19 protein-coding genes are annotated in these 20,717 nt (G+C 70.7%); 12 read left to right on the plus strand and 7 right to left on the minus strand.

Features of this window, described 5'->3' with window-relative positions:
- Positions 1-324: 324 nt before the first annotated feature.
- From JQS43_RS06515 to JQS43_RS06525, 3 genes are all read right to left on the minus strand, one after another.
- A complete protein-coding gene (locus tag JQS43_RS06515) occupies positions 325-756 on the minus strand; it encodes a globin (RefSeq protein WP_239678165.1) in 432 nt (143 codons plus the stop codon).
- The gene (locus tag JQS43_RS06520; RefSeq protein WP_239678166.1) at positions 753-2,237 is read right to left on the minus strand and encodes an MFS transporter; all 1,485 of its coding nucleotides are present in this window, start codon (positions 2,235-2,237) and stop codon (positions 753-755) included. Before JQS43_RS06520 ends, JQS43_RS06515 begins: the two co-directional genes overlap by 4 nt.
- 127 nt (positions 2,238-2,364) lie before the next feature.
- Complete coding sequence (locus JQS43_RS06525; protein WP_239679335.1) at positions 2,365-3,357, minus strand: mechanosensitive ion channel family protein; 993 nt, start codon at positions 3,355-3,357, stop codon at positions 2,365-2,367.
- Positions 3,358-3,485: 128 nt separating this feature from the next.
- On the opposite strand from JQS43_RS06525, the gene JQS43_RS06530 reads away from it, so the two are divergent.
- Positions 3,486-4,016: an HNH endonuclease gene (locus JQS43_RS06530; RefSeq protein WP_239678167.1), complete on the plus strand. Its 531-nt coding sequence runs from the start codon at positions 3,486-3,488 to the stop codon at positions 4,014-4,016.
- A gap of 7 nt (positions 4,017-4,023) precedes the next feature.
- Here the strand turns inward: JQS43_RS06530 and JQS43_RS06535 are convergent, their stop codons facing one another.
- The gene (locus JQS43_RS06535; RefSeq protein ID WP_239678168.1) at positions 4,024-4,605 is read right to left on the minus strand and encodes a class F sortase; all 582 of its coding nucleotides are present in this window, start codon (positions 4,603-4,605) and stop codon (positions 4,024-4,026) included.
- A 6-nt stretch (positions 4,606-4,611) separates the two neighbouring features.
- Positions 4,612-5,112 carry a hypothetical protein gene (locus JQS43_RS06540; RefSeq protein WP_239678169.1) on the minus strand — a complete coding sequence of 167 codons (501 nt, stop codon included), beginning with the start codon at positions 5,110-5,112 and terminating at the stop codon, positions 4,612-4,614.
- A gap of 355 nt (positions 5,113-5,467) precedes the next feature.
- On the opposite strand from JQS43_RS06540, the gene JQS43_RS06545 reads away from it, so the two are divergent.
- Genes JQS43_RS06545 through JQS43_RS06595 form a run of 11 tightly spaced genes read left to right on the plus strand, consistent with a single transcriptional unit; the run spans position 5,468 to position 19,460 of the window.
- Positions 5,468-7,033, plus strand: coding sequence for an ABC transporter substrate-binding protein (locus tag JQS43_RS06545; RefSeq protein ID WP_239678170.1), 1,566 nt, complete (start codon positions 5,468-5,470; stop codon positions 7,031-7,033).
- A gap of 18 nt (positions 7,034-7,051) precedes the next feature.
- A complete protein-coding gene (locus JQS43_RS06550; RefSeq protein ID WP_239678171.1) occupies positions 7,052-8,068 on the plus strand; it encodes an ABC transporter permease in 1,017 nt (338 codons plus the stop codon).
- Positions 8,061-8,948, plus strand: coding sequence for an ABC transporter permease (locus JQS43_RS06555; protein ID WP_239678172.1), 888 nt, complete (start codon positions 8,061-8,063; stop codon positions 8,946-8,948). Before JQS43_RS06550 ends, JQS43_RS06555 begins: the two co-directional genes overlap by 8 nt.
- Positions 8,945-10,978 (plus strand): dipeptide ABC transporter ATP-binding protein, encoded by a 2,034-nt coding sequence (locus JQS43_RS06560; protein ID WP_239678173.1) that lies wholly within the window; start codon positions 8,945-8,947, stop codon positions 10,976-10,978. The genes JQS43_RS06555 and JQS43_RS06560 overlap by 4 nt, the downstream gene beginning before the upstream one ends.
- Positions 10,971-13,019 (plus strand): hydantoinase/oxoprolinase family protein, encoded by a 2,049-nt coding sequence (locus JQS43_RS06565; protein WP_239678174.1) that lies wholly within the window; start codon positions 10,971-10,973, stop codon positions 13,017-13,019. Before JQS43_RS06560 ends, JQS43_RS06565 begins: the two co-directional genes overlap by 8 nt.
- On the plus strand, positions 13,016-14,698 hold the full coding sequence (locus JQS43_RS06570; protein WP_239678175.1) for a hydantoinase B/oxoprolinase family protein: 1,683 nt from the start codon (positions 13,016-13,018) through the stop codon (positions 14,696-14,698). The genes JQS43_RS06565 and JQS43_RS06570 overlap by 4 nt, the downstream gene beginning before the upstream one ends.
- Positions 14,695-15,954: an amidohydrolase family protein gene (locus tag JQS43_RS06575; RefSeq protein ID WP_239678176.1), complete on the plus strand. Its 1,260-nt coding sequence runs from the start codon at positions 14,695-14,697 to the stop codon at positions 15,952-15,954. Before JQS43_RS06570 ends, JQS43_RS06575 begins: the two co-directional genes overlap by 4 nt.
- Positions 15,954-16,952 (plus strand): NADPH:quinone oxidoreductase family protein, encoded by a 999-nt coding sequence (locus tag JQS43_RS06580; protein ID WP_239678177.1) that lies wholly within the window; start codon positions 15,954-15,956, stop codon positions 16,950-16,952. Before JQS43_RS06575 ends, JQS43_RS06580 begins: the two co-directional genes overlap by 1 nt.
- On the plus strand, positions 16,945-17,271 hold the full coding sequence (locus tag JQS43_RS06585) for a TIGR04076 family protein (RefSeq protein ID WP_239678178.1): 327 nt from the start codon (positions 16,945-16,947) through the stop codon (positions 17,269-17,271). Before JQS43_RS06580 ends, JQS43_RS06585 begins: the two co-directional genes overlap by 8 nt.
- Complete coding sequence (locus JQS43_RS06590) at positions 17,268-18,263, plus strand: LLM class flavin-dependent oxidoreductase (protein ID WP_239678179.1); 996 nt, start codon at positions 17,268-17,270, stop codon at positions 18,261-18,263. Before JQS43_RS06585 ends, JQS43_RS06590 begins: the two co-directional genes overlap by 4 nt.
- A gap of 54 nt (positions 18,264-18,317) precedes the next feature.
- Positions 18,318-19,460 (plus strand): alpha/beta hydrolase, encoded by a 1,143-nt coding sequence (locus JQS43_RS06595; RefSeq protein WP_239678180.1) that lies wholly within the window; start codon positions 18,318-18,320, stop codon positions 19,458-19,460.
- 6 nt (positions 19,461-19,466) lie between these two features.
- Here JQS43_RS06595 and JQS43_RS06600 read toward each other — a convergent pair whose 3' ends face one another.
- Both JQS43_RS06600 and JQS43_RS06605 read right to left on the minus strand, forming a co-directional pair.
- On the minus strand, positions 19,467-20,123 hold the full coding sequence (locus JQS43_RS06600) for a helix-turn-helix domain-containing protein (protein ID WP_239678181.1): 657 nt from the start codon (positions 20,121-20,123) through the stop codon (positions 19,467-19,469).
- 37 nt (positions 20,124-20,160) lie between these two features.
- A complete protein-coding gene (locus tag JQS43_RS06605; protein WP_239679336.1) occupies positions 20,161-20,628 on the minus strand; it encodes an Lrp/AsnC family transcriptional regulator in 468 nt (155 codons plus the stop codon).
- Between the last annotated feature and the right edge of the window lie 89 nt (positions 20,629-20,717).

Below are 20,717 nucleotides of genomic sequence, written 5' to 3' on the forward strand. Positions count from 1 at the left end.
TTCTGACCTGGGAGCCAGTCGCGGCGCCCTCAGCACTGTGGCGGCCCTCGCGGGATCGAGGCGGGTCCGGGCAGCGGCGCGGCGCCGTCCCCACCCGGCCGGCACCGCACCGTTTGTGCTAGCAGCTCTCGTAGGCCACGAAACGGGACCTACACCCGCCCGCCCCACTCCGAGATCATCAAATCGGGCTGGGGAAACCCCGCCAGAACCGAATTGCCCAACAGAGTCGTATAGGTGCGCAGAACAAACGTGCCGGCAACACCACCTGGCCTGCGGCGGTGCCGGATGATCAAGAATGGGACGGGGCAGGAGACCGGGCCGGCGTCAGTCGGGCAGCGGCTCGCTCTGGTCCGGGCTGTTGACCAGGAACTGGGCGGCGTGGCGAAGATATCCCCACAGCTTCTCGTCCTGCTCGGTAGGCAGATCGAGCGTGTCCATCGCCCGGCGCATGTGGTGCAGCCAGGCGTCGCGTTCGGCGGTGCCGATCCGGAATGGCGCGTGCCGCATCCGCAGCCGGGGGTGCCCCCGCTGCTGCGAGTATGTGGTGGGGCCGCCCCAGTACTGGATCAGAAACAGGGTCAGCCGCTCCGCCGCCGGGCCCAGATCCTCTTCCGGGTAAAGCGGACGCAGCAACGGGTCATTGGCGACACCAGCGTAGAACTCGGTCACCAGCTTGCGGAAGGTCGGCTCGCCGCCGACCAGATCGTAGAAGGAGCCGGCGTCGGGCACGCCGCCCACCGGAATCGGAACGGTCACCGCTCCATGGTGCCAGCTTCATTCGCCGACGGCCCCACCTGCTCCGGGCCGGCCGGCTGCCGCGGCACCCCGGCAGCGGGCGAGGCGGGCTCCGGGTCCGCGGTGGCGCCGTCGGCTGGCGGCTCGGCCGCGTGGTCCGCCGCGGGGCGCGGCTCGGCCGCGGTCGCTTGGTCTGCCGTGGCGGCCTGCTCGGCTGCGGCCGCCTGGTTGATCGCTTCGGTACGGGCGATCGCCGCCTCGAAGAACGCTGGTTTCGGCCACCGGGCCGCGAAGAAGACCATGATCAAAACACCGACCAGGCACCAGAACCCGACCACCATCGGCAGCCGCTGGTTGCCGAAGACGCCCACCAGCGCACCGGCGGCGAGCACCGAAAACCCCTGGATGGCCTGCATGCCCGAGTTCATCACCCCGAAGGCGCGGGCCCGGAAGCCGTTCGGCAGGGCCTGGACGAACATCCCGTTCAGGGTGGGCAACATACCCGCCATCGCCAGGCCACTGACCATGGCCATCAGGAGTACGACGGCGATCTGCGGGTTGAACAGCGCCGGCACCAGCGCCAGCGGGCCGAGCACCGCGAGCAGCGGCACCAGCCGGCGGCGGGTGGTGGGTAGCAGCAACCGGGCCACCAGCAGCACCCCGAGGGCGAACCCGATCGGGTTGGCGACCATGATCAAGCCTTGATAGAACCCCTGCCGGGTCTCTTCGCCCTCGGCGAGTTCGCTGGCCCAGCCGATCGCCAGCCCTTCGGGGATCATCGAGAAGAGCATGGCGGTGAAGACCAACAGCGCGATCACCCGCAGGGCCGGGGTGCCGAAGACGAGCTTGAACCCTTCCCCGGTCTCCCGCAGCAGGTGGCTGCGGTGTTCGGCCCGCATCTGCGGGGGGCGATCCTTTACGCCGAACCGGAGGATGATCGCGGAGAGTATGAAGGCCGCCGCGTTGATCAGCAGCGCCCCGCGGGGGTCGATGATCGCTATCACCGCGCCCGCGAAGTAGCCGAGGACCTGGGTGGCCTGGCCGCTGCTCTGGTTGATCGCCAATCCGAGCACGACCCGCTCGCCGGTGAGCACCAGCGGCAGGGTGGCCGAGCGGGCCGCCTGACCGGGCGGCGCCGCGAGCGCCACCAGGAAGACCAGCAGCAGCATCGCCGGCAGCGGCATCCCCGGCAGGGCGACCAGCGCGATCAGCCCGGCCCGGATCACGTCGCAGACCACCATCACCGAGCGGTATCGATACCGTTCGGCGAGGGTGGCCAGGAACGGGCCGCCGAGCAGCCAGGGGGCGAAGGAGATCGCGAACGCCGCCGCCGACATCGCCACCGAGCCGGTCTGCGCGAAGACCAGCGCCATCACCGCGGCCTTCGCCATGTATTCGCCGAGCCAGGCGAGCTGGGTGGAGGCGAAGAGCGCGCGATACTCGCCGATGGCGAACACTTCGCCGAACGTGACCTTCCGTTCGGACGGACGATCGTCGGACACCCCAGGAACCTTTCACTGATCACTTCGCGTAGTGAAGCGGTTGTGCCAGGGATTCTGCCCGATCGAATGACAACGCGCCAGTGCTAACGGACGTTAGGGTGCCCTAGGTGGATAGCCGAGCATGATCCTATGGTTGATTGCCGGCGCCGCCCGGGTCTCGTGGGTAGACCCTGGCGGCGAGGATCTTCTCCGCCAAGCCCGCTTCCTCCAACGCTTCGGTCTGCCGTCTGCGCAGCTCACGACCGATCTGCCACTGGGCGTCCGGAGTGGTCTTGACGATGGTTCGGACCACCGCGCCCTCTACTGTCACCTGATCGACGCCGAGCACCTCCGGCGGTTCGACCAACTGACCACGCAACTCCACATCGTCGGCGAGGCGCTGTGCGCCCTGCCGCAGCGCCTCGGCGGCCGCCGCCATCGGCGCGAACCCAATCGGCATGTCGACGACGACCGTCGCCGATCCCTGGCTTCGGTTGCCCACTCGGCGAATCTCGCCGTTCGGGACGTACCAGAAGACGCCGTTGAGATCCCGCAGCGTGGTGATCCGTAGCCCGACCGCCTCCACGGTGCCGCTGGCCTCGCCGACATCGACCAGGTCACCCACCCCGTACTGGTCCTCAAGCAGCATGAACAGGCCGGCGAGCAGGTCCTTGACGAGCGACTGGGCACCGAAACCGAGCGCCACCCCGACGATGCCGGCGCCGGCGAGTAGCGGCCCCAGGTGCAGGTCGAGCTCGCTGAGGATCAACAGACCGGCGATGCCGAAGATGGCGATGGTGACCGCGCTGCGCAGCACCGAGCCGATCGCCTCGGCCCGTTGCCGGCGCCGCTCGGGCGAGATCAGGGTGGTCGCCTCATGCACGGTGGTGCGGACCCGTTCGGGCAGTGGTCGCAGCAGCGTCGGCACGTTGCCGTTGCTGGTCCGGCGGACGAGCCGGTTGACCGCGCGGCGCAGCAGCCACCGGAAGATGATCGCCATCAGCACGATCAGCGCGATCCGGAGTGGTAGCACCGCGGCGGTGCCGCCTTCGGCGACCCAGACCTGGCCGCTGAGCTCCCACAGCCATCGGCAGAGGCGGTTGTCCTCCAGGCAGTCCGGCAGCGGGGCCTGGGCGAGCATCGGTTCCACGAGGTGCTCCAGTCTCGGCGGGTTCACCAGTTCGACAGCATAAGTAGGTGCGAAAACTCGTCGGATCGGGGATTATTGCGGTACGGCGGGTGCGCCGCCGAGGAAGGGGCGGACCTGCGATGCCTGAGATACGAAGCCCAGCGCACTCGGCTGCGTTGATCCTCAACGCCACGTACGAGCCGCTGGGAGTCGTGTCAGTGCGGCGGGCCGCCATCCTGATCTTGTCCGCTAAGGCGATCTGTGTCGCCGACGGAGACGGTATCTTGCACTCCGCCCGGCGTGCGATCCCCGTCCCCTCCGTCGTTAAACTGACCCGTTTTGTCCGGGTTCCATACCGTTCGCAGGTGGGGCTGTCGCGCCGGGGGGTATTCGCCCGGGACGGTGGCCGCTGCGCGTACTGCCGGGCAGCCGCCGAGACAGTCGACCACATCATGCCGCGCAGCCGCGGCGGCCGGCACGCCTGGGAGAACGTGGTCGCGGCGTGCGCCAAGTGCAACCACCGCAAGGGCGACCGTACGCCCGCCGAGCTCGGCTGGCGGCTGCACACCGTGCCGTCGGTGCCGCGCGGGGCCGCCTGGCGGGTGCTCGGCCACCGCGCCCCGGACCCCCGGTGGGAAGCGTTCCTCACCCCGCCCGTCCCGGTGCTCTGAGCGCCGATCACTCGACCAGGGTCGCGTAGACCACCAGGTTCTCGGGGTAGCCCAGGCTGTCGTCCCAGCGCCCACCGCAGGTGATCAACCGCAGTTCCGGGGCGCTGAAGTCGCCGTACACCTCCGGCGGCAGCGCGGTCTTGTCGAAGCTGCGCACGTCGGTCACCTCGAAGGCGGCGACGCTGCCGTCCTGCCGCGAGACCTCGATCCGGTCACCGGTGCGGAGCCGTTCCAGCTCATGGAAGACCGCCGGCCCGTAGTTGTCGTCGACGTGGCCCACGATCACCGCCGCACCGTGCTGACCGGGGGTGGGCCCTGCCGCGTACCAGCCGGTCTCGTCGGCCCGGTGCATCGCCGGGGCTTCGATGCCGCCGTGCTCGTCGATGCCCACCGCATGGACCGGCGCCCGCACCGCCAGTGTCGGGATCACCAACCCCACCGGGTCACTGGGGGAGAGCGCGTTGCCCGCCGGTGGGGTGCTGCTGGTGGCCCAGTCGGGCAGCGGCAGGCGCAGCTGACTGAGCGCGATGCCCAGCGTGAACACCCCGATCAGCAGCAGCACCGCCGCCACCATGCCGCGCCGGGACACCGGCGGCTACCCGGTCCGCCGGCGCTGCCGCAGCAGCAGCGCAGCCCCGGCGGCGAGTACGGCGGCGCCAGCGCCGGCGAGCAGCACCGGTGGGGTCAGCTGCTCACCGGCGGCGCCGCCGCCGCCGGTCTCCGGGCCGCGGGTCGGCCGTTTCATCTCCAGCACCACCAGGTCGGTACGGGCGCGGGAGCCATCGCCGCAGCGAAGATCGACCCGGTACTCGCCGGCGCGGGTGCCGGTGGGCACGGTGACGCTGCCGCGGAGTTCGTCCTCATGGTGGGCCGCCAGGGTGATGTCTCCGAAGGCCCGGGAGCGGACGGTGGCGGGTTTCGGGTGGCCGGCGCAGCTGGCTCGGATCTCGATCTGTACCCCCGCCTGCACGGTGCTCGGGTTCAGTTCGATGAAGATCGACGTATGGGCCGGTTCGGCGGCTGCGGGGGTCGCCGGCACCAGCAGCGCGGCGAGCAGTAGTACGGCAGCGCACCCGACCCGTCGTAGTGCCGACATAGGCCGAGTATCTAGCCTCAAAGATGGCGAGAGCCGGAAAATCCTGAAAAAGCCTCGTTCATGGTGGAGCTACGAACGCCCAAGGTTGTATCGTGTGTGTGAACGCTGATGAACAGTGGCGTTCGGATGTCCGCCGTTCAGCCGATGGCGAGCCGCTATAAGCAGGATCTTCTGGGTGAACGCCCGCTGAGGTCTTGTTCACAGAACTCGGGCCTGATAGAACAAGCGAATACCAGTCGACTCTCCGCCTCCCTGGCTACGGAGGACTCTCATGGCTCAGTCAATCTCCTCACATCGCCCGCCGGGCGATTTATCGGGTTTGTCGCGTAGATCGGTTTTGCAGCTAGGCGGCGGCGTGGCGCTGCTGGTCGCGGTCGGCGCGTGCGCCCGCGACGACGCCGACGGCACCGGAGCGGCCGGCGACGGCACTCTCCGGATCGCGGTTCCCAGCTACCCCAGCAGCTGGGACCAGGATTTCGTCGGGTTCGACCCGATCGCGCTGATGCTCTACAAGAATGTCTTTCCATACCTGATCGACTACGGCGTCACCACCGTCGATGGTGCCGAGATCTCCGATACCGAAAACATCATCCCGACCTTCGCGGAGTCGTTCGAACCGGACGCGGAGAACCGGGTGTGGACGCTGCGGCTGCGGGAAGGGGTCACCTTCGCCAGCGGCAACGAGCTGACCGCGCACGATGTCAAGTGGTCCAAGGACCGGGCCTTCGCCGCACAGGCCAACGTGGCCGGTATCTACCGGCTCATCGGGTTGACCGAGCCGGACCAGGTCCGGGTGATCGACGACTATACAGTGGAGTTCCATCAGGCATTCCCGAGCGCGCTGACCCGGGAAATCCAGGCGATCTCGCTCTACGTCTTCGATTCGCAGGAGGCGCAGGAACACGCCACCGACGACGACCCGTGGGCCAGTGACTGGATCGCCGGCAACCCGCCCAGCGGTGGGTACTTCCGGGTCGAGTCGGCCACCCAGGGGCAGGAGGTGTTGCTGAGTCGCAACCCCGACTACCCCGGGCCCGACCCGGCGCAGATCGACCAGATCCGGCTCACCGTGGTCCCCGCCGCGTCGAACCAGCGACTGCAGCTGCAGAACGGCGATATCGACGTCGCGCTCGGCATGAGTCAGCGGGACGTCGCGGACCTTCGGGAACTCGACGGCGTCGCCGTCATCTCGGCGCCCAGCAACGAGCAGGTGGCCATCCAGATGTCGGTGGAGACCGCGCCCTTCGACGATGTCAACGTCCGGAAGGCGCTGGCCTACGCGGTGCCGTACGAGCAGATTATTGCCAATGTGTACGGTGGTGATGCCCGGCCGGTGCAGAGCCTGGTGCCGTTGGACATGCCCGGCTACGACGAGCGCGGCTACCCGTACACCTACGATCTGGACGCCGCCCGGGCCGCGTTGGACGAAGCTGGCCTGGATTCGGTGCAGGCCGAGTTGGTCTTCGAGACCGACAACGAGACCCAGCAACAGCTGGCGGTGCTGGTGCAGAGCGAGGCCGCCAAGGTCGGCATCGAGCTGGAGCTCACCCCGCTCGACCCGGGGACGCTGGCCGAGCGGCGCAATCAGAAGAACATTCCACTGCAGATCACCTCGGGCCAGATGTGGGTCAACGATGTGGAGTATCTGCTCGCCACCAGCCTGACCGAGGGTGCCGCGCTGAACTACTCGAACTACCGCAACTCCGAGATCGAGCAGATCTACGAGGAGTCCCACACGGTAGTGGACGAGGCCGAGCGCAACCAGCTCTGGCTAAGGGTGCAGGAGCTGCTCGCGGAGGACGTGCCATGGGCGATCATCTGCCAGCCGAACTTCAACCTGCCGGTACGCGACCACGTGACGGGCTGGGTGCAGCCCGTGGACGGGTTGGCCCGCCTGCAGCACCTGAGCAGCTCGTCCTGAGCTGGGTACGGAGAGTCGATGCGGCTTCTGCGGTTCGTCGCCCGGCGGCTGTTGCAGCTGGTGCCGGTGTTGTTCGGGGTAGTGATCGTCACCTTCCTGCTGGTGCGGGTACTGCCGGGCGACCCGATCCGCAGCATCCTCGGCCCGGCCGCCACCGAGGCCGACGTGGCGGCGGCGCAGGCCCGGTACGGGCTGGATCAGCCGTTGTGGCGGCAGTTCCTGGACTACCTGCAGGGGCTGGCGACCGGGGACCTGGGCACCTCGATCCAGAGCGGCGGTTCGGTCGGCGCCGAGTTGGCGGTCCGGATCGGGCCGACCTTGGAGCTGGTGATCCTGTCGCTGGCGGTGGCGTTGCTGCTCGCCACGACGTTGGGGATCTGGTCGGCGCGGCGGGCGCACCGGCTGGGGGACCACAGCATCCGGGTGGTGGCGCTGGCCGGCAACTCGCTGCCGGACTTCTGGCTGGGGTTGGTGCTGATCCTGGTGGGTTACAGCATGCTCGGCTGGTTCCCACCGCCGGCTGGCCGAATCGAACCCGGCACCGGGCTCACCACGATCACCGGGGCGGAGCTGGTCGACGCCACGCTGACCGGCAACGGCGAAGCGTTCCTGTCCGCGCTGCGCTATCTGATCCTGCCGGTGGCCACCCTGTCGATCGTGATCACCGCCCCGCTGTTGCGCAGTGTCCGCGCCTCCGCGTTGGAGGTGCTCCACTCGCCGGCGTACACCGCCGCCGCCGCGCATGGGCTGCCGGACCGGCTGCTGCGCCGCGGTTATCTGGTACGCGCCGCACTGGTCCGGCTGCCGCCGCTGGCTGCCCTGGTCTTCGGTTTCGGGATCGGATCGACCGTGTTGGTGGAGTTCGTCTTCTCGTGGCAGGGCTTCGGGCAGTGGGCGCTCCGCGGGCTGCTCTTCCGGGACTACCCGGTGGTGCAGGCGTCGGTGCTGGTGATCGCCGCCTGCTATGTGCTGGTCTTCCTGATCGCCGACGTGGTGCAGGCGATGCTGGACCCGAGGGTGCGAGTCGATGGCTGAGCTGAGCGCCGCGCCGCGCCCCGCCGCCCCGGACGGCCCGGTCGTCCGGGTGCTGGCGGCGCAGCGTGCCCGCCGGTTCTCCACCGGGTTGATCGTCACCGGTGGCACGCTGCTCGGCATCATGGTGGTGTTGGCGGTGGCGGCACCGCTGTTCACCCCGTGGGGGCCGAACGAGATCGATCCGGACGCGTCGCTCGCCCCGCCCGGCGGTGCACACCTGCTCGGCACCGACATCAACGGCATGGACATCTGGAGCCGGGTCCTGCACGCGGCCCGGCTGGACCTGGGGATCGCGGTGGGTGCGGTGGCGGTGGCAGTGGTCGCCGGCAGCGCGCTCGGCCTGGTGGCCGGTTACCTCGGCGGCCGGCTCGACGACGCGCTGATGCGGCTGCTCGACATCTTCCAGGCCTTCCCGACCTTCATCATGGCGCTGGTGGTGGCGGCCCTGCTGGGCGGCGGCGCGTTCAACCTGGTGCTGGTGATCGCCCTGGTCAACGCCCCCGCGTACGCCCGGCTGGTGCGGGCCGAGGCGCGGTCGGTGCGGGAGTTGCCGTTCGTCGCCGCCGCGGTCACCTCGGGCGCGCCGACCTGGGCGGTGTTGTGGCGGCATGTGTTGCCGAACTGCCTCACCCCGGTCCGGGTGATCGCCCCGCTCAACTGTGGCTGGGCGATGCTGACCCTGGCCGGGCTGTCCTTCCTCGGCCTCGGCGTGCCGGTCCCGACCGCCGAGTGGGGCGCCATGATCAGCCTCGGTGCCGGTGATGTGGTGGCGGGCCGCTGGTGGACGTCGGTGCCGCCGGGGCTGTTCCTGCTCGTCAGCGTCCTCGGCTTCAGCCTGCTGGGCGAGGGTCTCCAAGAGCGGGCGGGGGTTCGAGCATGAGCGGATTGTTGGCGGTCGAGGACCTGTCGGTGCTGATCCATCGGCCGGGGCGGCAGGTGGCTGCGCTCAGCGGGGTGTCGTTTACCGTCGCGCCCGGCGAGGTGGTCGGGCTGGTCGGGGAGAGCGGCGGCGGCAAGAGCATGGTCGCGCGGGCAGTGGTAGGCCTGCTCCCGGACGGGGCTGCCGCCAGCGGCCGGGTCGACTTCGATGGTGCGGACGTGCTCCGGATGGATCCGGCGGCGCTGCGGGCGCATCGGGGGCGCGGGGCGGCGTTGTGTTTCCAGCAGCCGTCGGCCGCGTTGAGTCCTACCCGGACCGCCGGCCGGCAGCTGATCGACCGGCTCGTCACCCACCAGGAGATGTCCGCGCGGGCGGCGCGCGGTGCGGCCCAGGAACTCTTCGCGGCGGTGGGTATCCGCAATCCGGCCCGGCGGCTCGACGCGTACCCGCATGAGCTGTCCGGCGGGATGGCGCAACGGGTGATGATTTCGCTGGCTACTGGTTGCGCACCCGGGTTGCTGATCGCCGATGAGCCGACTACCGGGCTTGACGTCACGTTGGCGAAGGAGATCCTGCGCCAGTTCCGGACCGCCGCCGACATCGAGCACCGTGGCGTGTTGCTGATCTCCCACGATCTCGCCTCGGTCGCGCAGGTGTGTGACCGGGTGGTGGTGCTCTACGCCGGCACGGTGGTGGAGAGCGGGCCGGCCGGGCAGGTGCTGCATGACCCGGCCCATCCGTACACCCGAGCGCTGCTGGCTTCGGTGCCGGACTTGGCGGGCGGGCCGGTGGTGGCGACCGCCGGTGGGATGCCGTTGCTGCAGGCGCCCCCGGCTGCGTGCCCGTTCGCCCCCCGCTGCGACCACGCCGACGAGCAGTGCACCGCGAGCCGGCCGGAGCTGGCCGAGCAAGGGCCGGGCTGGCGCGCCGCCTGCTTCCATCCGCAGCACGGTCCGGTGCGGGAGCGCCCCGCCACCAATGACTCCACTCTGGCCGAGCCGGTCCGGACGCGTCCCCCGGCCGGCTCGGCCACCCCCCGGGAGGCGCCGCCGGTGGTGCTCGACGTGGCCGACGCCCATGTGGTCTACCGCAGCCGGTTCGGCGGCGGCGGTCACCACGCGCTCCGGGGTATCAGCCTGCGGGTGCACGCCGGCGAGACCGTCGGCGTCGTCGGCGAGAGCGGTTGCGGCAAGAGCACGCTCGCCAAGCTGATGCTCGGGCTGGTCCGGCCCAGCCGGGGCCGGGTCACCGTCGGCGGGGACGACCTGGCCGGGCTGCGGGGGCGGCGGCTGCGGGAGCTGCGGGCCCGGGCACAGCTGGTCTTTCAGGACCCGGTGGGCTCGCTGAGCCCTCGCCGGACGGTGGCGGATGCGGTCGCCGAACCGTTGCGGGCGCAGGGCGTGCCCGCGCGGCAGCGCGCCGAGCGGGTCGCCGAGGCGATCGACCGGACCGGCCTGGACTCGACGATTCTGCCTCGCCGGCCGCATGAGCTCTCCGGTGGTCAAGCGCAGCGGGTGGGCATCGCCCGGGCGCTGGTGGCCAGCCCGGAGCTGGTGGTCTTCGACGAGCCCACCTCGGCGCTCGATGTCACCGTGCAGGCACAGATTCTGCGGCTGATCGGCGAAGTGACCGGTGACCGGTCTCGCGGGTCGGTCTTCATCTCCCACGACCTGGCCACGGTCCGGGGGTTCTGTGATCGGGTAGTGGTGCTCTACCTCGGACAGGTGGTGGAGGAAGGGCCGGTGGCCGAGGTTTTCAGCAACCCCCGCCACCCGTACACCCGGGCGCTGCTCTCCAGCGTCCCCAGCCTGGGGGCCGGCTTCGCCGGGCCGAAGGTGGTGCTCACCAAGGATCTGGAGGAGAGCGACGCGGACCTGGTCGGGGGGGGCTGTCCGCTGGCCCCCCGGTGTCCGTTCGCGCTTGACCCTTGCCGGACCCAGCCCCAGGAGCTGGTGCCCTACGGCCAGAGCCGGGCCGCCTGTTGGCGGGTTCCGGAGTTGCCTGAGTTGTTGAAGGAGACCCGTGTCTAACTCGAAGTTCCGGCTCGCCGTCGACATCGGCGGGACCTTCGTCGACGCCATGGCGTTCGATCCGCAGACCAGCACGCTGCGGTTCGAGAAGGCGCCCACCACGCCTTCGCGCCCGGCCGAGGGCGTGCTGGACGCGGTCGGCAAACTGGCCGTCGATCTGGCCGATGTCGAACTGTTTATCCACGGCACCACGCTCGGGCTGAACGCGGTCCTGGAGCGGCGCGGGGACACCACCGGGATCATCACCAACGACGGGTTCCGGGATGTCTTTCTGATCGGTCGGGGTGATGTTCCCCCCGAGCACATGTACAACTTCCAGTTTCAGCGACCGCCGAGTCTGGTGCGGCGCCGGCACACCGCGGGCGTCGTCGGCCGGCTCAACCACCGCGGTGAGGTGGTGACCGAGCTGGACCCGGCCAGTGTCCGGGCGGCCGCCCGCACGCTGGTGGAGGAGCAGGGGGTGCGGTCGATCGCCGTCTGCTTCCTGCATTCGTTCATCGACCCGAGCCACGAGCAGCGGGCGGCGCAGCTGATCCGGGAGGCGTACCCGGAGGTGAGCGTCTCGGTCTCTACCGACATCGTGCGCGAATACCGGGAGTACGAGCGGACCAGCACCACCGTCCTCGACGCGTACCTGCGGCCGATCTTCGAACGGTACGTGGACGCGCTCGCCGCCGGCCTGGCCGAGCAGGGCTTCGACTCCCGGTTCTTGATCATGCGTTCCGGCGGGGGCGCGATGACCGCGGCGACCGCGCGGACCTCGCCGACCCACACCGTGCTCTCGGGGCCGGCCGGCGGGATCGCCGGCGCCGCCTACCTCGCGGAGCTGCTCGGCCGGGACGACCTGCTCACCTTCGATGTGGGCGGAACCTCGCTGGACACCTGTGTGATCGAACGGGGCACCGCGGTCGCCGCCTTCCAGTCCCATCTGGAGCAGTTCCCGTTGCTGATCCCGGCCTACGACATCCGCACCATCGGCGCCGGCGGCGGCTCGATCGCCTGGCTCGACCGTGGGCTGTTGAAGGTGGGGCCGCAGAGCGCGGGGGCCGAGCCGGGCCCGGTCTGCTACGGCCGCGGCGGCACCCAGGCCACCGTCACCGACGCCGCGGTGGTGCTCGGATACCTGGATCCGGACCGTTTCTTGAGCGGGCAGATGAGCCTCGACGCGGACGCGGCCCAGGATGCGATCACTCGCCAGGTGGCCGAACCACTCGGCCGGTCGCCGATCGAGGCGGCGGCCGGCATCTACGACGTGGCGCTGGCCCGGACCGTCGGCGCGGTTCGGCAGATCACTGTGGAGCGGGGCCACGACCCGCGGGAGTTCAGCCTGCTCGCCTACGGCGGCGCCGGGCCGCTGCTGGCGCCGTTGCTCGCTCGGGAGATGGGCATCCGGGAGGTGGTGGTGCCGCTGGCGCCGGGCGGCTTCTCGGCGTGGGGCATGCTCAGTGCGGACATCGTCGACGACTTCTCCCGAACCGTGATGGCGCCGCTGACCGAGGATGCGGTGCCGCGGTTGGCTGAGGTCTTCGCCGAGGTCGAGCAGCGCGCCGCGGAGTCGCTGCTGGCGCAGCAGGTGCCGGCGCAGCGGGCGGCGCTGGAACGGTCGCTGGAGCTGCGCTACCAGGGCCAGGAACACTCGATGGTGGTGCCGGTCGGCAGCGATCTCGACGCCGCCGCGATCCGCGGCAGCTTCGAGGAGCTACACCGGGCCCGGTACGGGCACACGATGGACAATCCGTTGCAGGTGCTGCACGTGCGGGTGCGGGCGGTGGGCCGTACCGACCGGCCCGAGTTGGCGAAGCACCCGGCGGGCGACGGCGACCCAGCGCGGGCGCTGCGCGGTCACCGCGACGCCTACGACTTCGGGCGGCGAGCGGTCACCTCGTTCGCGGTCTACGACCGGGGCCGGCTGGCCCCTGGTGACCGGTTCGCCGGGCCGGCGCTGGTCGACGAGGGCACGGCCACCACCGTGGTGGTCAGCGGACAGCAGGTTGCGGTGGATGGCTACGGCCATCTCCTGATCGGGGAGGAGAACCAGTGACGACCCTGGATGGTGCGACCGCCGAAGTGGTGCGGAGCTACCTGTTGTCGGCGGCCGAGGAGATGCGGGCGACCCTCATCCGCACCTCGTTCAACCCAGTCATCTACGAGGTCCACGACTTCGGCATGTCGATGTACGACGCCCAGCTGCGGCTGATCGCCGAAGCCACCGGCTTGGGTATCTTTCTCGGGGCGAACGACTACTCGCTGCGGAAGGGAGTCGAGTACGTCGGCCGGGAGAATCTCTACCCGGGTGATGTGGTGCTGCTGAACTATCCTTACTGGAACGCTGCCCACTCGTACGACGCCACGCTGTTCGCGCCGGTGTTCCAACCCGATCCGGCTGACCCGGGCGGCGATGGTGAGCTGGTGGCGTTCCTATGCATTCGAGCACACTGGATGGACCTGGGCGCGAAGGACCCGGGCTACGTCCTCGACTCCACCGATGTCCACCAGGAGGGGCTACTCTTTCCGGGGACCAAGGTGGTGGAGCGGGGCGAGCCGGTGCGCGCGATCCACGAGCTGATCCGGTTCAACTCGCGGATGCCGGGGGAGACCCTCGGCGATCTGCACGCCCAGATCGCGGCGCTGCGCACCGGCGAGCGGCGGTTCCTGGAGATCCTGGGCAAGTTCGGCAAGCCGGCCGTGGCGTCGGCGATCGAGTGGATGATCGCCGACGGGAAGGCCCGGACCTCGGCGGCGTTGGCGACGCTGCCGCAGGGTAGCTGGACCGCCGTCGACTGGCTCGACGACGACGGGGTCGGCGACGAGCCGGTGCGGATGCAGGCCACCGTCACCATCGCCGACGGCACCTTCACCGTCGACTTCGCCGGCTCCTCGGCGGCGGTGCGGGGGCCGGTCAACATGCCCTTCGGTGCCACCGAGGCGATCTGCAAAGTGGTGTTGAAGTCGCTCACCTCACGGGACCAGCCCTCCAACGAGGGGACCACGGCACCGTTGCGGGTCCGCGCCGAGCCGAGCACGCTGTTCCACGCGGTCTACCCGCAGCCGACCTTCACGCTGTGGACCGGCAACGTCGCACTGGAGCTGATCTACAAGGCGTTGGCCCAGGGCATGGCCGAGCAGCTGCCGGCGAGCTCGGGCGGCGATCTGCCCGGTTTCATGATGGTCGGGGTACACCCCGACACCGGGCAGCTCTTCGCCGTCAGCAACAACGAACCGGTCGGCTGGGGCGGTGCCCCGGAACACGACGGGGCGAACGCCACCAGCCACGTCGCCGCCTGTACCGGCCGGGCCACCCCGGTCGAGGTGATGGAGGCGCGGACCGGCATGTTCATCGAGCGGTGGGAGATCCGGACGGACTCCGGCGGGGCCGGCCAGTTCCGCGGCGGTGCCGGGCTCCGGCGCGATATCACGTTCGTCAGCCCGGGCGAGTTCCTCTCGGTGATCAAGAAGACCCGGACCCGGCCCTGGGCGCTGCTCGGCGGCGAGGAGCCGGAGCCGAACCAGTTCGTTGTGCACCCGGGTACCGACCGGGAGGCGCGGGTCAGCACCACCCGTACCCCGGTACAACCTGGTGACCGGGTCACCGTGCTCACCGCCGGGGGTGGTGGGCACGGTGACCCACGTCAACGCGACCCGGAGTCGGTACGCCGGGATGTCGCGGAGGGCTACGTGTCGGCCGAGGCCGCGCGGGAGATCTACGGAGTGGCGCCGTGACCCGCCCCGGGAAGCCCGCGCCGGTGGTGCTCACCAACTGCACTGTGATCGATGCCCGGGTGCTCGACGGGGTGGCGCCGCTGCCGCAGGCGGCGGTCTGGGTGACCGGTGGCCGGATCGCCGAGGTGGGACCGGCGGAGAAGGTCGTCGACCAGGCCCGCGCCGCCGGCGACGTGACCGAGGTGGACCTGGATGGCGCCTATCTGACCCCCGGCCTGGTCAACATGCACACCCACCTGTCGCTGTCGCTGCCCGGCCGGCGGGGAGACGGGATCCGGGGGTTGAGTCCGCACGAGTTGGCGCTCTACATGGCCGACGGCGCCCGACGCACGCTCGCCGGCGGCGTCACCACCGTGCGCTGTGTCGCGGAGAAGGACCACGCCGACTTCGCGCTGCGGCGCGCGATCAAGACCGGCCGGGCGTACGGTCCGCGGATCTTCACCGCCGGCCAGGCGCTGGTCTGTACCGGTGGCCACGGCCACGGCGGCGGCGAGACGCTGGAGTGCGACGGCCCCACCGGTTTCCGCCGGGGGGTCCGGACCCAGGTCCGGGCCGGCGCCGACCTGATCAAGGTGATGATCTCGGGTGGGATCGCCGGTGAGCATGAGCAGATCGACACTCGACAGCTCTTCCCGGACGAGCTAGCCGCGGTCATCGAGACCGCCCACGCCTGGGGTCGGAAGGTCACCGCGCACGCCGGCCCAGCTTCGGTGATCGCCGACGCGGTGGCGCAAGGGCTGGACTGTGTCGAGCACGGGTATCAGCTCACCGACGAAATCGCCGAGCAGATGGCGGCGCGGGGCACGGCGTTGGTGCCGACGCTGCTAGTGACCCGGTGCAAGGAGTTCTTCGACGAGCTCGGGGTGCCAGAGTGGATGCAGTGCCGCTCACTCGGTGCCGGACCCCGGCATCTGGAGAGCTACCAGGCGGCGTTGCGGGCCGGGGTGGAGATTCTGCTCGGCAGCGACATGCCGCCGTTCTGGCCGTTCGAGGGCACCAACGCCACCGTTCGGGAACTGGAGTATCTCGCCGAAGCCGGCCTTCCCCCGGCGCGGGCGCTCTACGCGGGCACGCTCGGGCCGGTGCGGTGGCTGGCCGCGGAGGCGGATCTAGGCACAGTGGAATCCGGAAAGTACGCGGATCTGATCGCGATGGACGGCGACCCGACCGCGGACACCGGCGCCTTCCGAGGCGTCCGGTGGGTCATGAAGGGTGGCCGGGTCGTCCGTGACGACCGGGCGGGATGGAGTATCTGATGCGACGACTAGTGGCCTACGAGCACGGTGAGCCGGAGCAGGTGCTCACCGTCGCCGACCTACCCGACGACCCGCCACCGGGCGCTGGCGAGGTGCAACTGGCGGTCCACGCGGTAGGGCTGAACTTCCTCGATGTCTCGTTGTGCCGGGGTAACTACCCGATGCTGCCCGATCCGCCCTATACCCCGGGAGTGGAGGTCGCCGGCCGGGTGGTGGCCGCCGGTGCGGGGGCAACGGAGCTGCTGGGCGAGGAGGTCATCGCCTGCCCGACCCTGCCGCGTGGGGCGCTGGGGGAGACCGTGACCGTCGCCGCCGACCTGGTGGTACGCCGGCCCGCCGACGTGCCGGCGATCGAGGCCGCCGGGTTGCCGGTGATCTATCAGACCGGCTGGTTCGCGCTGGAGCGCGCCTGGGTGGGCGCCGGCGACACGGTGCTGATCCACGCTGGTGCCGGCGGCGTCGGGATCGCCACCACCCAACTCGCGGTGGCCCGGGGCGCGACCGTCTTCTGCACCGCCGGTGGTCCGGAGAAGGCCGCGGTCTGCCGTGCCCACGGCGCCGCCCTCGCCATCGACTATCAGCGGGAAGATTTCGTGGCCGCGGTGCAGGAGGCGACCGGTGGCCGGGGCGTCGACGTCGTCGTCGACCCGGTCGGCGGCGAAGTCTTTACCCGTTCGATCGAGTGCCTCGCCTTCGAGGGCCGGATGGTGCCGGTCGGCACCGCCGCCGCGCCGCCACCCAAGGTGGATCCGATGGAGCTGGTCGGGGCCAACCTGTCGCTCATCGGTGTGGCGTGGGGATCGGCCTACCCGTGGCACGCGCCGGCCGCGGTCGCCAAGGCGTACCAGGAGCTGTTCTCGTTGTACCGCAGTGGAGACATCCGACCGCCGGTGTCGCGGGTGGTGCCGCTGGCGCAGACCCCGCAGGTGCTCGCCGACCTCGGCGCCCGGCGTACCACCGGCAAGCTGGTGGTCCAGGTAGGAGCGGACGATGGCTGACGAAGCGGACGTGACTGAGGTGTACGACCTGCGGGTCACTGTGGACCGGATCGACGGCCGGTCGGCCTGCGGCATGGCGGTCGGCGACTGCTTTGAGCTGGTGGAGAGCGCGCACCTGCGCCTGCCCGACGGCAAACCGTTCTGCGTCTGGGCGCTCGCCGCGGTGCTGCCGTTTCTCGCCGCCAAACAGCGGGAGCTGCCGGCCGGCGACTGGCTGGCGCAGGATGCCCACTTCTGCTGCCCCGACCCGGAAGAAGGGTTGGTCATGAAGGTAGAGCGGACCGGCCGGCGGCGGCTACCGACCTCGGAGCTCACATGAGCGAGATCGGGCTGGGGGTGCAGAGCGACAAACGCCCCGGCGAGTACGCCGCCCTGGCCGCCCTGGCCGAAGGGTACGGCTTCGACGTGGTCAGTGTCTACGGCGACCTGATGTACCAGCCGCCGCTCGGGCCGCTGCTGGAGATGGCCGGTGCCACCGACCGGATCCGGCTCGGACCGGCCTGCCTGAACCCGTACTCGTTGGCGCCGTACGAGATCGCCGGCCAGATCGCCACCCTGGACGCGGTCTCGGGCGGCCGGGCGTACCTGGGTCTGGCCCGCGGCAGTTGGCTCGACGCGGTCGGTATCGACCAGGCGCGGCCGGTGACCCGGCTGGCTGAGGCGGTCGACGTGATTTACCGGCTGCTCGGCGGCGACACCACCGGTGTCGACGGTCGGGTGTTCCGGCTGGCCCCGGGCACCGCCCTGCGCTTCCCCATCCACCGACCCGATCCGCCGCTGCTGTTGGGTGCCTGGGGGCCGCGGGGGGCGGCGTTGGCGGGCCGGCTCGCCCAGGAGATCAAGGTGGGCGGTAGCGCCAACCCCGAGCTGGTGCCGGTGATCCGGGAGCGAATCCGACCGGGCGCGGAGCGGGCCGGCCGGAGCCTGGACGAGGTCGGCCTGGTCTTCGGCGCGGTAACCGTGGTGGATCTCGACGGTGATGCGGCCCGCGCCACCGCGCGTACCGAGGTGGCGATGTACCTCGCGGTGGTGGCGGAGCTGGACCCGACCGTGGCGCTGCCACCAGGGCTGCTGGCGCAGGTGCAACAGGCGCTGGCGGCCGGCGACGACGCGGCGGCCGGCGCGTTGATCCCGGACGATGTGCTGCACCGGTTTGCCTTCGCGGGCACCCCGGCGGAGGTGGCGGCGCACGCCCGGGCGCTCTTCGACGCCGGGGTCCGGCGGGTCGAGTTCGGAACCCCGCACGGGCTGACCGGCCCGCACGGGGTGGACCTGCTGGGGACCCGGGTGCTGCCACTACTGCGGCCATGACCACCCGCCCCACCAAGCGGGGCGGGCGGGGCGGGGGCGGGGCACGATCGGAGGATGATGAGTGACCTGACAGTGACGGTGATCGTCGGACCCGGGCTGCGGGCCGACCCCGACCTGCTCCGGGAGACCGCCGAGGCAGAGTTTCCGCAGCTTGGAGTGGTCGGGCGGGTCGAGATCGCGGCGGACGCGGCGGCGGTCGCGGCGTCGCTGGAGCAGATCCCCGGGGCCCTGGTGGTGCTGCCCGGAGACGATCCGGCGACCCGGGAGCTGCTGATCAGCGACGGGCCGCACGCCGCGCGTACGGTCTGGTACGACTTGACCCGCACCGGCCCGGTGCCGGTCGCCGGTGACGCCGTCCACCTGTACGGGCGGGGCGTCTGGGGCCTGTGCTGGGCGATCCGGCATGCGGTGCACCGGCTCCGCCGGCCGGCGCGGCGGTTCCGCTACGGGCCGGACCCGGAGCAGTGGGCCGAGCTGCGGCTACCCCGACCGCGGCCCGGGGGCGACCCGCCCCCGGTGGCGGTGCTGCTCCACGGCGGCTTCTGGCGATCGCAGTGGGCGGCCGACCTGATGGACGCGCTCGCCATCGACCTCGCGGACCGGGGCTACGCCGCCTGGAACCTGGAGTACCGGCGACCGGACCAGCACGGCTGGGCGGCCACCGCCGCCGATGTGGCGGCCGGGATCGCGGCGCTCTCCGCGCTGCCCGAGTTCCCCGACCGCCCGGACCGGCTCGACCTGGACCGGGTCGCGGTGCTGGGGCACTCCGCCGGTGGGCAGCTGGCGCTGCGGGCGGCGGCCGACAGCGCCACCGATGGGCCGGTGCGGGTGGCGGTGGCGGTGTCGCTGGCCGGGGTGGTCGATCTGGTCGAGGCGCAGCGCCGGTGGCTGGGCACCGGGGCGGTGGCGGCCGCACTGGGAGGCACCCCGGAGCAGGTCCCGGCGCAGTACGCGGCGGCGGACCCGGCGGCGCGGCTGCCGCTGCGGGTACCGCAGCTGATCGTGCAGGGGCGGCAGGACGATCCGGACCTGGTGGACCTGAACCGTCGGTACGCGGAGTCGGCGCGGTCGGCCGGGGACCGGGTGACGGTGTTGGAGTCCGCCGGCGACCACTTCTCGGTGATCGACCCGGCGGCGCCGATCTGGCATACGACCTTTGCCCGGCTCGCCGAGCAGCTGGAAGTTAAGTCTCAGTGAACAGGTTCAGAAGAGTCGCGGGGTCACCACGGAGACCACGGTGGTGACCTGATCGGTGTCGTTGTAGAGCCGGTGCGACACCGTCGAACGCAGATGCAGGCTGTCTCCCGGGTAGAGCCGGTGCTCGACGCCCTCCACCTCGTAGAGCAGCTCGCCCTCGACCACGTAGGCGAACTCCTCGCCCGGGTGGCCGTACGCGTCCTCCTTGCGGCCGCCCGGGGCGATGTGCACCAGCATCGGTTCCAACACCAGGTTGCGGCCGCGGTCGGAGAGCATCCGGTAGGTCTGCTGGCCCGAGACGTACTGGCTGCCGGCGACCTCCCGGCGGGTCAGGGTGAAGTGGACCGGCAGGTCTTCGGCCTGGTGATTGCTTTGTGGCCGGCTGGGGGGCTGCCCGCCGGCCCCGCCGGTGGGCGTCGAGTCGTCGTGGAAGAACTCGGCGACGCTGTGCCCGAGCGCGCTGGCCACGCTGCCGAGGGCGGTCAGGCCGATCGAGGAGATGCCCCGCTCGACCTGGGAGAGGAAACCGATCGAGAGCCCGGAACGGGCGGCGAGCCCGCGCAGGGTGAGGCCCTGCTCGGTGCGGAACTGCCGCATCCGGGCACCGATCAGGTCAGGGCTGGCTGCCTCGGTGTGAGGGCGGTGGTCCGACGAACTGCGCACCGGGGGAGACCTCCTGCTGGTCTTGGTCGCTGGCGCTTCACTCGTGTTCGATGGTATCTAAACTTTCCGGATCCGCGGAGGTCACGGGCCGCCAATTCAGCGGTGTCGAGAGCACCATGGTGCTGGAGGGGCGGCCGTAGGGCGCCAGTTGGTCGATCACCCGCTCGAACGCGTCCATCGACCCGGCCGCAACCTTCAACAGGCTGCAGGCGTCGCCGGTGATCCGGTAGATCTCCAGGATTTCCGGCCACTGCGCGACCTGCGGGTCGCGCAGCACGCAGCGGGGGCCATAACAGGACATCCGGATCATCGCCAGCACCGACCAACCGGTCTTGGCCCGGTCCACGTGGGCGTGGTACCCGGTGATCACCCCGGTCTGCTCCAGCCGGCGTACCCGTTCGGCGACCGCCGGCGGCGAGAGGTGCACCCGGCGGGAGAGCTCGCTGTACGACAATCGGGCGTCGGCCTGCAATTCGGTTAGTAGCGCCCAGTCGGTCGAATCCATCATTCGGTTTCCGTTCCAAAAGTCCACCAGCGTCACCGGCCTCGGATGACAAGCCACCAGGCTATCCGACCGTTGATCCGTACTTCCGT

The sequence above is a fragment of the Natronosporangium hydrolyticum genome (assembly GCF_016925615.1).
Classification (GTDB): domain Bacteria; phylum Actinomycetota; class Actinomycetes; order Mycobacteriales; family Micromonosporaceae; genus Natronosporangium; species Natronosporangium hydrolyticum.